Annotated in this window: 12 protein-coding genes and 1 other RNA gene; 5 read left to right on the top strand and 8 right to left on the bottom strand. The window is 63.8% G+C overall.

Annotated features, from left to right (window positions below):
• Window positions 1-20 precede the first annotated feature (20 nt).
• Window positions 21-1,001, bottom strand: a complete 981-nt coding sequence (nudC, locus tag HQ394_RS03025; protein WP_456151479.1) for an NAD(+) diphosphatase — start codon at window positions 999-1,001, stop codon at window positions 21-23.
• Window positions 1,002-1,070: 69 nt separating this feature from the next.
• Between nudC and ffs the strand changes: the two genes are divergently transcribed.
• From ffs to recR, 5 genes are all read left to right on the top strand, one after another.
• Window positions 1,071-1,168, top strand: an RNA gene (gene ffs / locus HQ394_RS03030) — signal recognition particle sRNA small type.
• 30 nt (window positions 1,169-1,198) lie between these two features.
• Window positions 1,199-3,109: a DNA polymerase III subunit gamma/tau gene (locus HQ394_RS03035; RefSeq protein WP_190261972.1), complete on the top strand. Its 1,911-nt coding sequence runs from the start codon at window positions 1,199-1,201 to the stop codon at window positions 3,107-3,109.
• Window positions 3,110-3,184: 75 nt separating this feature from the next.
• Window positions 3,185-3,658 (top strand): CYTH domain-containing protein, encoded by a 474-nt coding sequence (locus HQ394_RS03040; protein WP_190261973.1) that lies wholly within the window; start codon window positions 3,185-3,187, stop codon window positions 3,656-3,658.
• A gap of 128 nt (window positions 3,659-3,786) precedes the next feature.
• Window positions 3,787-4,113 (top strand): YbaB/EbfC family nucleoid-associated protein, encoded by a 327-nt coding sequence (locus HQ394_RS03045; RefSeq protein ID WP_190261974.1) that lies wholly within the window; start codon window positions 3,787-3,789, stop codon window positions 4,111-4,113.
• A gap of 52 nt (window positions 4,114-4,165) precedes the next feature.
• Window positions 4,166-4,753 (top strand): recombination mediator RecR, encoded by a 588-nt coding sequence (gene recR, locus HQ394_RS03050; RefSeq protein ID WP_190261975.1) that lies wholly within the window; start codon window positions 4,166-4,168, stop codon window positions 4,751-4,753.
• On the opposite strand, the gene HQ394_RS03055 is transcribed toward recR, so the two are convergent.
• The 7 genes from HQ394_RS03055 to HQ394_RS03085 all read right to left on the bottom strand — a co-directional run bounded on the left by HQ394_RS03055 (window position 4,750) and on the right by HQ394_RS03085 (window position 13,703).
• Window positions 4,750-5,652 (bottom strand): ABC transporter substrate-binding protein, encoded by a 903-nt coding sequence (locus HQ394_RS03055; protein WP_190261976.1) that lies wholly within the window; start codon window positions 5,650-5,652, stop codon window positions 4,750-4,752. The genes recR and HQ394_RS03055 overlap by 4 nt on opposite strands.
• Before the next feature lie 552 nt (window positions 5,653-6,204).
• Complete coding sequence (locus HQ394_RS03060) at window positions 6,205-8,844, bottom strand: alpha-amylase family glycosyl hydrolase (RefSeq protein ID WP_190261977.1); 2,640 nt, start codon at window positions 8,842-8,844, stop codon at window positions 6,205-6,207.
• Window positions 8,845-8,919: 75 nt separating this feature from the next.
• Window positions 8,920-10,344, bottom strand: coding sequence for an alpha-amylase (locus tag HQ394_RS03065; RefSeq protein ID WP_190261978.1), 1,425 nt, complete (start codon window positions 10,342-10,344; stop codon window positions 8,920-8,922).
• Between the two features lie 98 nt (window positions 10,345-10,442).
• Window positions 10,443-11,384 carry an alpha/beta hydrolase gene (locus tag HQ394_RS03070; RefSeq protein ID WP_190261979.1) on the bottom strand — a complete coding sequence of 314 codons (942 nt, stop codon included), beginning with the start codon at window positions 11,382-11,384 and terminating at the stop codon, window positions 10,443-10,445.
• Window positions 11,385-11,574: 190 nt separating this feature from the next.
• Window positions 11,575-12,867 carry a nuclear transport factor 2 family protein gene (locus HQ394_RS03075; protein ID WP_190261980.1) on the bottom strand — a complete coding sequence of 431 codons (1,293 nt, stop codon included), beginning with the start codon at window positions 12,865-12,867 and terminating at the stop codon, window positions 11,575-11,577.
• A 37-nt stretch (window positions 12,868-12,904) separates the two neighbouring features.
• Entirely contained in the window at window positions 12,905-13,357 is a 453-nt protein-coding gene (locus HQ394_RS03080; protein ID WP_190261981.1) for an ester cyclase, read from the bottom strand.
• Window positions 13,341-13,703 (bottom strand): tautomerase family protein, encoded by a 363-nt coding sequence (locus HQ394_RS03085; RefSeq protein WP_190261982.1) that lies wholly within the window; start codon window positions 13,701-13,703, stop codon window positions 13,341-13,343. The genes HQ394_RS03080 and HQ394_RS03085 overlap by 17 nt, the downstream gene beginning before the upstream one ends.
• Between the last annotated feature and the right edge of the window lie 44 nt (window positions 13,704-13,747).

A 13,747-nucleotide genomic window follows, 5' to 3' on the forward strand; every position in this document is an offset into this window, starting at 1 on the left:
TCCGGGGTCGCTATTATCGTTTACTCTTCTCCGCCGTGCCACCAATCTTCGATCAACATCCGGCCGATGGAGTCGCGGGGCGGCAGTTTGAGATCCATCTCCCGCACCTGCGCCAGATCACGCCTCGTGAACCAGCGCGCCATCTCCAGTTCGCCGCCATCGAGGTGGATATCGTCGGCCGGATCGGCTTCGGCGTGAAACGCCAGCATCAGCGATGCGGGAAAGGGCCAGGGCTGCGAGCCGCGGTAGCGGACGCGTCGCAGCGTCAGGCGCACCTCTTCGCGGATTTCCCGCACCACCGCTTCTTCCATCGNATCGCCCGGTTCAACGAAACCGGCCAGGGTGGAGACCAGCCCCACCGGCCATGGCGCTTGGCGCGCCAGCAGACAGGCCTCTTCGCCCAGGCCAGAGCGGGTGACCAGGACGATAATCGCCGGGTCGGTCCGCGGGAAATGCTGCAACGCGCAGCCGGGGTTGCTGCACACCCGGGTGTGTCCACCGTGCCGACTGATCGTCGGACCGCCGCAATTGCCGCAGAATCGCTGCCGTCGATGCCAGTGCATCAAACCGCGCGCATAGGCGAGCACAGCACTATCGTTAGCCGGCAAGCCGGCGCTGACCCGGCGCAGATCAACGAAACGACCGGCGGCTCGGCATGCGGGATCGGCGGCGGCAGTACTGTTGAGCTCGATGGCGAACCAAGCCGCATCGTCCCGGTCGATCCCGAGAAAGGCGCTCGCCTGCGGCTGGCGCAATAGCGGCGAGCCGTCACTGGCAGCAAGCACGGAAGCACGCAGGCCGCCGTTGTCGATCACNNCATTCCGATCCTCGAACACCGGCACAAAGCGGCTGGTGGCGTCGTTCAATCGCGCTTCCATGATGCGCGTGTCGGCGCGCAAATGCGACGCTCGGTCAAGGTGACAATCGGTGTAGGCGAGACTAACGAGCATGCGCCTACCCTGACACACTGCCGTCGACGCAGCAATCGGTCCCCGCGCCATGCGGCCAATGCCGATACCAAATCGGCTTCGACCTTGCGCCGGCGCCGGCGGAGGCCGATAGTGGGGCTGGGAGGCTGACGTCGGACGGGCTCCTCGCCAAGCCGGTCAGGTCCGGAAGGAAGCAGCCGTAACGAGTTCTGGTCCGGGTCGCACGCTCAGTCTCCCACCTCTCCAGCCGTGATGACGCATCTGAGGGTATGACGGACCCGTTACCGCCCACCAGCGAACCCACGCCGCTGCCGTCCCGGGCGTCGCCGACGGCATACCGGGTTCTTGCGCGGAAGTATCGACCGACGACCTTCGAGGCATTGGTTGCNCAGGAGGCGTTGGTCCGCACCCTGACCAATGCCTTTCAGTCGGGACGCATCGCCCAGGCCTACATGCTCTCCGGCGTCCGCGGCATCGGCAAGACGACGACGGCACGCATCATTGCCCGCGCCTTGAACTGTATTGGCGCCGACGGCCGTGGCAGCATGACCGTCACGCCCTGCGGTGTCTGCGAACACTGCGTCGCCATCGCCCAGGACCGCCACCTCGACGTAATCGAGATGGACGCCGCCAGCCGTACCGGCGTCGAGGGCATGCGCGAACTGCTTGACGGCGTCCGCTATCGTCCCACCTCGGCCCGTTGCAAGGTGTACATCATCGACGAAGTGCACATGCTCTCGACCCACTCCTTCAACGCCCTGCTGAAGACGCTGGAGGAGCCGCCAGAGCACGTTAAGTTCGTCTTCGCCACCACCGAGATCCGCAAGGTGCCAATCACCGTGCTTTCCCGTTGCCAACGCTTCGATCTGCGGCGGGTGGATGCGGCGATGCTGGCGACGCATCTGGGATGGGTGGCGGAGCGCGAAGGGATTACCATCGCTGCGGACGCCCTGCACCTGATCGCGCGTGCGGCCGACGGCAGCGTCCGCGACGGCTTGTCGCTGCTCGACCAGGCGATCGCCCACGCCGGCGACCAACTGGACGCGCGGACCGTCCGCCAGATGCTGGGTCTCGTCGATCGGACCATCACCTTCGATCTCCTCGAGGCCGCACTTGCTGGCAATGCGGGCGAGGCGCTGGCCCTACTTGGCCGTCAGTATGAAGCCGGTGCCGACCCGGCGACGACCATCGAGGACCTGCTGGAGTTGACGCATTGGTTGACCCGCATTCGCGTCGCCCCGGACCTCGCTGACGCGCCCGGGCTGCCGGAGGCGGAACGGATTCGCGGCCGCCAGATGGCCGGCCAGCTTGGCGTCGGTGCCCTGGCCCGGGCCTGGCAACTGCTGCTCAAGGGCCTGGGCGAGACCCGCATGGCGCCGTCGCCAATCCAGGCCGCGGAAATGGTGCTGATCCGCCTCGCCTACACGGCAAGGCTGCCGACGCCGGCGGAGGCGCTGACGCAGCTGGAGCAAGATGGCGGCGCCGGCGGCGGAACTGTCGGCGGCAGCGGTGGCGGCGGCGACAGCGCATCGTCGCGACCGCTGGCGAACCGGCCGGCAATTGGCGCTGCGCCGTCGCTGGAGGCGGTCACGCCAGCACCCCGAACGCCGCCGTCGCATGACCTCCGCGCCGGCCGCGGTCCATCCGCAGCGGTGGCATTGCAGCCGGCGAGCGGCACTCCTGCACCGGCAGCGGCACCAGCCTCCAAACCGGCATTGGTTCCCGCCTCGGCGCCAGACGAGCCGCGGCGACTGCAGTCCTTTGCCGATGTGGTGGCGCTGGCNGGGGAGCAACGGGAATTGCTACTGCAGGGACATCTCCGCGGCAGCGTCCGACTGGTCAAGTTCGAAAGCGGCCACATCGCCCTGGCGCTCGAGCCGCATGCGCCGGCCGACCTGCCGCAACGGCTGAGCCGGTTCCTCAACAGCATGACCCAGCGCACCTGGATGGTCACCCTGTCCAGCGAAGGCGGGGAGCCATCCTTGCACCAGCAGGCACAGGCGGCGGACGCCGCGCTGCGGCAGCAGGCGCTGCGTCATCCGACGATCGCCGCGGTGATGACCGCCTTTCCGGGCGCGGCAATCGTATCCATTACTCCGCTCAATCCGTCCGAGACGCGCGGCGAGACCGCCGACGAAGAGTTTGCCGAGGTTGAACCCTTCGATCCGGAGGAGGACTGAGCCCTGGCACTAAGCCTGAAAACCGAGCCGTGGGAACCGAGCTAAGCCGGAAGCCACAGAGGGGGCACCCGCACGATGGCGGTGGAAACAGAACGGAAATTCCTCGTCAACGGGGAGAGGTGGCGGTGCGATGCCACAGCGGCTGCCCTCAAGCAGGGCTATATCAGCGACGACAGCAAGGTCGCCGTCAGGGTACGGATTGCCGGCGAGCGGGCGTTCCTGACCGTTAAAGGCGCGAAGTCGGGCATCAGCCGGCTGGAATACGAGTATGCGATTCCTCTGGCCGATGCGGAAGAATTGCTGGCGCAGCTTTGTCAGCGACCGATCATCGAGAAAACCCGGTATACCTTGGATTACCGCGGCCTCGAATGGGTTGTGGACGAGTTTGCCGGCGACAACGCCGGGCTGGTGGTGGCGGAAGTGGAACTGGACCGCGAGGATCAGGTGTTTGAGCGTCCCGATTGGGCCGGCGAGGAGGTAACCGACGATCCGCGCTATCTCAACACCAACCTGGCAAAACATCCCTACCGGACGTGGGCCAGCCGCTGAGTGCTGCGCAGGTAGGAGATCGGCCCGGTCGGCCTCGGCGGCAACGCCATGACACGCCAAAACAAACTTGGTATAGACCGCCAGGCGCGATGCGCCACCGCAACCACCAATTGGGCAAGTGAGGAACGATGAAGAATATCGGCCAGATGATGNNAAGACAGGCGCAGAAGTTCCAGGCAAAGATGGCCGAGCTGCAGGAGCAGATGGCTGTGACGGAAGTGACCGGCGCTTCCGGCGGCGGCCTGGTGCAGATGACGATGAACGGCAAGGGCGAGCTTCGCAAGGTCAAGCTCGATCCGTCGCTGATCGATCCGAACGACGTGGAAGTGCTCGAAGACCTGATCGTTGCCGCCGCGAACGATGCCAAGGGCAAGGTGGAAGCAATGATGGCCGAGCGGATGGCGGAACTGACCGGCGGGTTGCAGCTTCCNCCCGGCATCCAGCTCCCTTTCTGAAGCAAGCGGGCACTGTCGCAGCCTGAGCTTCGCGTCCCGGACCCCAGCGTTAATGTCCGACATCGAACGCCTGATCCAGAGTTTCGCCAAGCTGCCCGGCCTGGGACCACGGTCGGCACGGCGAGCTGTGCTGCACCTGCTGAAGCGGCGCGAAACCGTGCTGCAGCCGCTGCTGCAGGCCCTGGTGCGAGCCGATGCCAGCGTGCGTAACTGCCAGCGGTGCGGCAACCTCGATGACACCGACCCCTGCGGCATCTGCGGCGACCCGCGCCGCGACGGCAGCTGCATTTGCGTCGTCGAAGACGTGAGCGACCTGTGGGCGCTGGAACGTAGCGGCGCCTACCGCGGCCACTACCATGTGCTGGGCGGCCTGCTGTCCGCCCTCGACGGCATCGGTCCCGACGAGCTCCGCATTCCGCGGCTCGTCGAGCGCGCCAGCGAGCCCACGGTGCGGGAAGTGATCATGGCGGTAAGCTTCACCGTCGACGGCCAGACCACGGCCTTCTACATCGCTGAACGCCTCGCCGGCTGCGACGTGCGCGTCTCCGGCATCGCCCATGGTGTCCCGCTCGGCGGCGAACTGCATTACCTGGACGACGCCACCCTGGCGACGGCGCTACAGGCACGTCGCCAGCTTTAAGGCCGGCGAAGTCCGCGGCGCCGGTTCAGACCAAGGCGCGCAGTCCACGCCAACGGTCCGGACGGCGGGTCAAGCGGCGAACACATCCGCGCCAGACTGGCTCGCACCACTTGCTCGGCATCAGGACCGCTGGTGCGCGCATACTGCAACCATAGATCGACCGCTCTGTCCGGCTCCTGCAGCAAGCGGCTCGCCGCGGCATCGATCGCGGCAATCACCGCCTCATGGCGGCCACTCTCTTCTGCCGTCCGGGCACGCCTGGCGACGAGTTCGAGGCCTGGAAGCATACGTACGCCACCGTCCTCGGCGGCAATCAGTCGAACGGAGGAACCGGCGATGCGCGTCGCGACGCCTTCGGCACCGGACTGCGGCCACCAAGCACCATCGTATCCGGCAGCAAGGCAATCCTCGCCGCTAAGGGTGACGGCCACCACCTGGATCGTCTCACCGGCGATAGCCAACCCCTGGCGTGCGGCCCAGCCCTGGAGGATGCGCCGACAAAGACCAGTCACCCCCGCTCCGGCGACCGGGGCGGCGATCCGCAGGGTGTCACCCTCGGTGAGGGCGCGCAGCCGGTCTTCGCGCATCATCAGGCCACCGGTGACGCAGACAACGCCGCCGAGCGTCTCCAGATCTGCTGCCGGCTGGTCCAGTAGTTGCAACGGCTCGATCAGAGCCAGTTCGCAGTCGCCCTCGGTCAGCGCCGCAATGCCAGTACGCGGCAGCGGCAGGAGGACAAGCGAAATGGCAAGGTTCCGCTCGGCAAACAACGACCATGCGTCCGCAGCGACCAAAGCGAGGCAGTCGGGACTTGGTGCGCGTTCGAAGCCAATCTTTATCGTCGGTGTCGACTCAAGGGGGCGGTTGGTCGGGCGCGTCAGTACATCTGCTGCTGTCATCCCGTCAAATCTTTCTTATTCACAAGGCCTGCTCCGGTCATACGCCGTTGCGCGTTCGTCGGCCGCAGACATCCCTGCCTATGGTTGCGCCTCCCATCTACAATGCGACACCTTCTCGCGAGAGGCGGCAATCTGTCAACGCCCCGTTCAGGGAGCATTCGCCGCGTCAGCTTTTCCCCACGCAATACAAACAGCGTATCATGATGTTGCATAATTACAAAGTAAGACGCTACAGTATTACCAACGGGTCAGGCGCGATACAGACCTTCACCGTGCAAGGCCGATGATGGCGCTCGCAACCGGTTCGCTGGTCCATATAAGTCGCTTGCAACGCGACGCCAGCCTGAAAGACCCACCCCGGCAAGAAGGCGAGCGGCGATGACGACGGGACGTGCGCGCGCCTACGCGGCATACATCGCCTGGACCGGCACTCTACGGTGAAGGCACATCCGCCTGCCAAGCGTACGGCCGCAATTACGACACTCACTGCGATGGCAAGCCGCTGATTGCCATCAAGTGCTGAGCACGGCCGCCGGTGCCTACAGGATCGCTTCAGCGCAGATAGACGCCATCCTCGCCGATGCGGCCCGGACCGTTGAGGACGTAGATACCGGCCGAACTGCCGCGCACCGAGAAGCTGATGCTGCCGTTACCGACGGTCACCTCCCGACCGCTGACCGCGTCGCGATAGACGCCGTTGCGAACGTCGCCGACGGTGATGGTCTGGTCGGAACCGATAGCGAGGCCGACAACGGCATAGCTCTCGCCGTTGTTGTGGTCGCGGACGAAGCTCATGCCGCCACCCCATTCACCGACGTGGCTCATCGGCGCCTTTTGCAGCGCCGGGATGCGCCGGCGGATCATGTTGAGCCGGCGGATGTGCTGATAGAGCGGATGGCTTTGCGTCTCGGAGAGCCGCTCGTCGTTCAGGTGATCGCCGAAGTAGGCACGGCCGGTGGTATCGAGGGTGTCGTCGTTGCCGATGATGTCCTGCGGCGCCCCCTTCATGAATTCGATCTCCTCGCCCTGGTAGAGGCAGGGGACACCGCGGATCGTCCACAGCATGTTGTAGGCGGCTGCCGCCATCCACTGGTCGCCGCGATAGCGGAAGCGGAAGTCGTTGTCCGGCCCCACGTCATGGTTTTGCAGGAAGGTCACCAGCGATGTCGCATCGCCGTAGACCCAGTCGCGCGACAGCACGCCGCCGATGCCGCCGAAGCTGCCGCGGCTGAGGTTGTCGCGGAAGGTGGAGAACAGGCCGAAGTCGAGAACGGAGAACCCGGAGTTGCCGCCAGAGTTGGGGTCGCGAGTATCGTGGCCGAGACGGGTGTACCACCAGGGGCGGATGAACGACGGCGCGTTGTCGTCGCCGAACAGATCGCCCCAGCCGGTCCCCTTGACCAAGTTCTCGCCGAAGACGAACAGCCCCGGTTTGTGCGCCTTCCAGGCGTTGACATATTCGAGCAAGACGTCGCGGTCGACGTGCTTGACCGTATCGAGGCGGATGGCATCGACGCCCATGTCGAGGAAGCGGTTGATGGCGCCGATCAGGTAGTCCTTGACCGTCTGATTCTCGGTGTTGAGATCGATGCAGTCGCCGGCGATGCTCTTCGTCTGCACCGCCCGCGCCTCCCAGTCGCCGCCGGCAATGAAGCCTTCCTGGTGGTACCAGGTGCGATCGAGGGTGTTGGCGTCGACGCCGAAGAAGCGGTTCGGATTGTAACCCGGCCGCGGCACCGACTCACCGGTGGTCGGATCGGTAAGCGGCACCGTTCCCGCCGCATCGGTGGTGACCCGCTCGCGATACCAGTCGGGAGCCAGCGGGTTGTCGTTGTCCTCGCGAAACGGCGCGCGGTAGTTGCCGAGGCTGCCCTGGTAGGGACCGTTATTGATCCGGCCCGGTTGCGAGCCCTGCGGCACGTAGTACTTGATCGGCAAATGGTCGATCCACACCTGGTCGCGGATGCCGTACTGCGAGGAGTGGTTGATCACCACGTCCTGGACGATCTTGATGCCGCGCGCGTGCGCCTCGTTGATCAGGTCCTGATAGGTCGCGCCGGGGCTCTCCAGCCGCGGATCGACGCGCGTCCAGTCGTAGGGGTGATAGCCGTGGTAATCGAGACCGGAGCGGTTCTCGACCGGCGGGGTGATCCATAGCGCGGTGAAGCCGAGATCGCGGATGTAATCGAGGCGGTCGATCAGGCCGCGGAAATCGCCACGCCAGTGTGGATCGATGGGGCTGCCCTCGGCATCGAAGCGGATGCGGTCGCGACAGAAGAAGTTGTTGGAAGGATCGCCGTCGTAAAAGCGGGTGGTGATGACGAAATAGATCGTCTCCTCCCGGAAATCGCCTAGCGGTTCGATCGGCCCGACGTTGTAGTAGAAGTTGCGGCGGGTCTCGTTGCCGGCGGCGTCGATCACCAAAAGGTTCACCTGAGTCGGCCGGTCAATCCGGAGCGGCAGACCAACGAGGCCGGTAGTCGCGAGCCCTTGCGTCAAGTAGGTCGGCGAAGCGGTGGTCGGCGGGATGCCATCGGTCGTGTAGTAGGTCGCCACCGGCGCCGGCCGGTTATCGGTGATCGTCAGCACCAGATCGAACGGTTCAGCATAGGTGCCGTTCGGGCGGTTGGCCGTCACCTCCGGCCTCTGCAGGTCGGCGTTCGGATCGATGGTGAAGGAAAACGTCCGAACTTGGCCGGTTTCGCCGGCAGAATTGACGCCGATGGCGCTCAGTGTTGCCGTCTGGGCGACAGTAACGGGGCCAGCATAGCGCGCCGAGGCAGGCGTCGGCAGCGACCCGTCGAGCGTATAATAAATCGCATCGTCGGTGTTGCTGCCCTCCAGCGTCACCTGTTGGGAGACGTTGTAGAGGCCGCCGCGCGGTGTGGCACGAATGACCGGCACCGCGGGGCGCTCCGGGTTTTCGTCGTACCAGGTGTTATTGGTGTAGAACCAGCCCGGCCGTTCGCGACGCTGATTGCCCGTCTGCCGGCCGGCGCCGTCATTGAAGACAAGGCTCGCCGCTTCATTCCCCGAGATGGTGAAGACGTACCAATCGTTGGCTTCGGACGTCATCGCCACCCCGGGCCAGGTCGTGCTGGCCGGCGCGGGCGCCGTGTCCCAGTAGTGAATATTGACCGACTCGCGCCATCCCTGCGGCCGCTTNNGGAAGTGAACGACCAGATCGACCATCCCCCGATCTCCTCAGCAATGATGGGTTATTCGTGCCATTTACGTTGGCGTAACCCGCGATCCGGGCCGCCTTGGTCAGGCCGACTCCTGCACCCAGACCGAAACCGAGCCACCGTTGCAGCGAAACTGGCCGTTGCCGTCGCCGCCGGCGGTGATCACGTCCGGTACATTTCCGAGAGCATCGCGGAACCGGGCGCCGGGGCGATTGACGAACATGGTCTTGCTACCACCGCGACTATTGCTCAGCACCACGGCGATCGCCCGTGAATGTTCGGCGTCGCCGAGGCGCGTCCAGCCGATGATGTTGGCGTCGTCGAAGTAATCCCGCTGCTCGCCATAGGCATGATCGCGACGCACCGCCAGCAACTGGTCGAGTACGGTGCGGTGCGACTGCCGCCCGGGTGCACCGTAGTAGTCGGGATAAAACAGGCAGGGATAGCCTTCACCACGCAGCAGGATCAGCGCGTAGGCCAGCGGCTTGAACCAGTCCTGGATCGGATGCTCGCGGTAGGTATCGTGGTTGTCGACGAAGGTGACCGCCTGCACCGGGCTGCGCTGCACCAGGGTGTTGTTGAAGATATTGCCCATGTTGAAATTGCCGCCGCTATCGGCCGCCGCGCGGAAATTGAACATCAGCGGGAAATCGAACAGCGACAGCCGGCGCCCGGTTTGGTCAAGCCACCAGTTCAGCGTCGCCGGATCGCCGGTGAAGTGCTCGCCGACGGCGAACAGATTGCGTCCGGGATTGGCTCCCCGCACCGAGTCGAGAAAATCGCTGAATAGACCGTAGCGGACGTGCTTCGCCGCATCGAAGCGGAAGCCATCGATATTGAAGGTCTGCACCAGCCAGCGTCCCCAGGCGAACAGGTCCTGCCGAACATCTTCATTGGTCGAATCAATATCGGTGAACAAAAGAAAATCGTAGTTGCCGAATTCGGTAGAGACACCCGTTTCGAACTGCTTAGTCCCGAGGCGGTAAATGGTTCCAGCCTGCCGGGTTATTTGGTCGTAATCGGCAGAATCGAAGTGAGGCCAGTGCCACTGCATCTGCGAGTACTGGCCGCCACGACCGGGGAAATTGANAAACGTCCAGACTTCGATTTCCCGTGGCGGACCGATATCGACATTCCTGTTTTCGCTGTTCACCGGGGTGCCGATAGTTCGCTCGCTGCCGTCGGCGCCGCCCTTATGATTGAACACCGTATCGATGTAAATTTGTATGCCGGACGCATGAGCGGCGGCAATGGCCGCCTCCAACTGGGCGCGGGTGCCATACTTGGTGCGTACGGTCCCCTTTTGGTTGAACTCGCCCATGTCCCACAGGTCATAGCTGCCGTACCCGACGTCATCCTGACTGCGCCCCTTGTAGGGTGGTGGCAGCCACAGTGCGGTGATGCCCGCTTGGCCGAGCACCGCGGCGTTGGTGGCAATCTCCGCCCACAGGTTGCCGTCGTTGGGCAGATCCCAGTGGAAGTACTGCATCATCGTGCCGTTCGGCATGCTGTTAGCCCGTGCGATTGGTTTGACTTCGATTTGCAACCGTCAGCAAAATGGTTTGATCCTGCTTCGCTCCAGGATCAAACCTACTGCTGCGTCCGTCAGGCTCCTGCTGCGGCCGGACGGGTCTGTGCGACCTCAGGCGACGTCAGATGAGTGCGGAACCAATCGGTCGCCGCACCCGCCGCCTGCGACAGGAATGGCTCGGTGTCATAAACGGCGGTGTGCGAGCAGGGCAAAGCCAGAAAGCGCTTTGGCTCAAGTGCGCGGTCGAAGGCAGCGCGTGCGAGCGCCTGGGGAACGATCTGGTCCTGCTCGGCAATGATCATCAGCAGCGGCGAGGGTGAAATGAGATCGATCGGGCCGGTGGGATCGTAGGCAACGAACGTCTCCAGCGAGCGGATGCTGATCCGATTTTCCCATCGCGGCGCGATCGACTGCTGCACCCGGGTATAAAAGACATAGGCTTCGTCAGGCATCAGTCCGCCTTGGCCCGGCGGAGCAACCAGCGGCAGATAGTTGACCGTCTCCGTGCCATAGGTGGCGTCGCGGTCCTGGCCGAGTGTTGCAAGAAAGCCGAAGAACGCCTCGCGCGGCATTGCCGTGAGAAAATTCGCCCATTGATTGATCGCCGGGATCATCGCCACCACCGCCTTAACCCGCTTGTCAAATGCGGCCAGAAGCATTGCGTGGCCACCACCGAGAGACGCGCCCCAGGCGCCGATCCGGTCACGGTCGATTTCCGGCTGGCGGCGGAGCCAACTGACCGCATTACGGAGGTCATCCAACTGTTGGTGTGTCAGCAACTGCTGGCGTGGTTCGCCACCGCTTTCGCCGAAGTTGCGGTAGTCAAACACCAGAGCCGCCATCCCGGCGGCGGCGAACCGCTCGGCGTAGTTGGCAAGGTAGATCTCCTTCACCGCGCAAAACGCATTGGCGAGAACGATCGCCGGCCAGGGGCCGCTGCCCGCCTTAGCGTCCGGCAGAAACAACCATCCGGCAAGATCGACCCCGTCACTTCGGAAACGTATGTCGCGACGCATACGGCCATCTCCTCGCCAGCGCGCAGATCAATGCAGCGCTTTGCCTAGGCCGGAGCAGCGGCCGGCGCGGCGGCCTGCGGCAGGTTCGCCACGTATTCGCGGATAGCGCCAATCTGGGTGAAGAAATTGAGGAAGTCCACGTACTCCCAGATTTGCGAGACGCGATTGTTGGCGCCGATCCCGAGGATCGTTACCCCACGTCGGCGAAACGGTTGTGGGTGGCGTGCAGCCCCCAGGCATCGTTCTGGAAGGTGCCGGATCGGCGCCAGCGCAATACCACACGCGTTTCGGTGATGATTTCCTCCTCGACCTGGATCGCCCGGTCGGGAATGGCAACGAGGATCGGCTGCATCAATTGCATCGCCCCGGCAATATCGTGCGATTGCCCTTGCGCATCGTAATAGGTGAAATCCGGGTTGAACAACGTGCTCGGATCACCGCCGCGGGTCAGGAAATCGACGAACCGCTGACCAATTTGCCGGTTTTGCTCGATCACATCGCTTGCCATGGCGCGTTGCTCCTGTGGACTAGCGGTTGAGGCTGGTTGGGTGTTGGTTGTTGCGGCCGGCCCGCCAGCCGGCATGACGCCGAGCTGCTGGAAGAGACTGACCATGTCCGTCTCCCACCGGCTCTCAACGATAAGACCGTCGGCAAAGCGCACCATCGCCATCTCGGTGAAGCGGACCTGTCGATTGGTCGCAGGTATCCCCATGAAAACGCCACGATGGGTTCCGGTCTCGGTAAAGCGAGCGGCGACGATGTCGCCTTCGGCAATGATGTCTTCAAGCGTCATATGGAAGTCTGGAAAAGCTGCGAGGAACATCTCGACGATGATCCGCATGCCCTCCGGACCTGGCGGCAAGGTTGGTGCGCTTGGCGCAACAGCATTGACGGCAAGATACTTGGGTGATGCGTCAGCACGACCCTGGTTCCAGACTTCCTCAATATATTGGCGGTAGATTTCCTTGTTTTCGTCCGGTGTTGTCATGTGCTGTCTTCCCTGTTTCGCAACCGCTTGGTGGCCAAGGGGCGCTCCGCGCTGTCGGTCACTGACGAGGAATAAGCCCGAACTGTTGAAAGCTGCTGAGATCGTCGGNNCGTTCAGCCAACGTTCGACAATTCTGCCATCGGCAATGCGGTGGATGGCGGACCAGGTGATCGTCACCTCGGCGCCGGTGGGCGCGATACCCGGCACCACCCCGGTGTGTCGGCCGCGGGAGATCCCTTGAACCGCGACTCTGTCGCCAGCGCCCAGCACTTGCTCCACCGATACCTGGAAGTTCGACAGCATCGTCCGCATGGTCAGGAGCTCAGCCACAAAGGCGTTAATGCCGGCGCGCGTGCCGCCGATACCGGCGCCCACATCCGGGGAATGCCCGACCACATCGTCAGCGACCAGTTGGTCTATCACCGCGACGTTGTCCGCATTAACCACCTCATCATAGAAGCGGCGAACCAGGACCTTGTTGTCTTCGACGCTCATCCGGCACACTCCCCGGTCAGGCGTTCAGATTGGGGTGCTATGGCGCCGCGACCGAGTTCCCGACGCCGGGCCGCGGCAACGCGCCGATCTGCTGGTAGAGGCCAAGCATGTCGAGTTCTCCCCAGCCTTCGACGACCTTGCCATTCAGCAGCCGGTCGATGCCGATCGAGCTGACGCTGACCTTTTTCCCCGATGGAGCGCGTCCATAAAATTCACCGGTATGGGTGCCGCTCCAGGTCATGCGGATGACAACCCTATCGTCCTCGGCGAAGATGTCGTCGACGGTCATCCGGCCGTCGGGAAAAGCCGCCCGCCACGCTGCAACCAGTTGCTTCGCCCCCTCCGGGCCCGAACGGACGACCTGCCCGCCAGCACCGTGAACGGAAAAGCTGCTGCTGATCATCTCATCCGCCACCGCGAGGTTGCCCTTCGACCACCCCTCTTCCAGCCAGCGACGAATGGCCGCGATGTTGTCATCCTGGACCGACATTGGCCGTCCTCCCCAATATCCCAATACGGTCGCTATGTTCCGCTACCGGAGCCGCCCCCGAGGACCTCATCTGCGCCTGCGCCGCCATCTGCTGCATCAGGCTGTTGGCGTTATCGATCTCTTTCGCCCGCCGCTCCCCGGTGAGATAGGCGAGGTCTGGCATCGGCACGCCGGAAATGCCCCACTCCATTTGCGGCGTCTCGGAAATCAGGCAATAAACAAAAGGCCTGGTTACCTCACCACAAATCTGAATGAAATCTTCGGTCAGCCGTTCGATAAGCTGCCGCTTTTGCTCCGGCGTCGGCGCGACAACATCCTTGATAAAGCGAATTTCGATTATCGGCATGTCGCTGCGTCCTCTCTGTCGGTTCGGGCATCAGAAAATATTTT

The organism is Defluviicoccus vanus (assembly GCF_014672695.1).
In the GTDB taxonomy this organism is placed as follows: Bacteria; Pseudomonadota; Alphaproteobacteria; order Rhodospirillales; family Defluviicoccaceae; genus Defluviicoccus; species Defluviicoccus vanus.

Bases quoted from the DNA above. Each gene is read 5' to 3' on its own strand.
- HQ394_RS03080 (WP_190261981.1), bottom strand. From the start codon at position 13,357: ATGTCGGTCCAGGATGACAACATCGCGGCCATTCGTCGCTGGCTGGAA.
- HQ394_RS03070 (WP_190261979.1), bottom strand. From the start codon at position 11,384: ATGCGTCGCGACATACGTTTCCGAAGTGACGGGGTCGATCTTGCCGGA.
- HQ394_RS03085 (WP_190261982.1), bottom strand. From the start codon at position 13,703: ATGCCGATAATCGAAATTCGCTTTATCAAGGATGTTGTCGCGCCGACG.
- HQ394_RS03055 (WP_190261976.1), bottom strand. From the start codon at position 5,652: ATGACAGCAGCAGATGTACTGACGCGCCCGACCAACCGCCCCCTTGAG.
- recR (WP_190261975.1), top strand. From the start codon at position 4,166: ATGTCCGACATCGAACGCCTGATCCAGAGTTTCGCCAAGCTGCCCGGC.
- HQ394_RS03040 (WP_190261973.1), top strand. From the start codon at position 3,185: ATGGCGGTGGAAACAGAACGGAAATTCCTCGTCAACGGGGAGAGGTGG.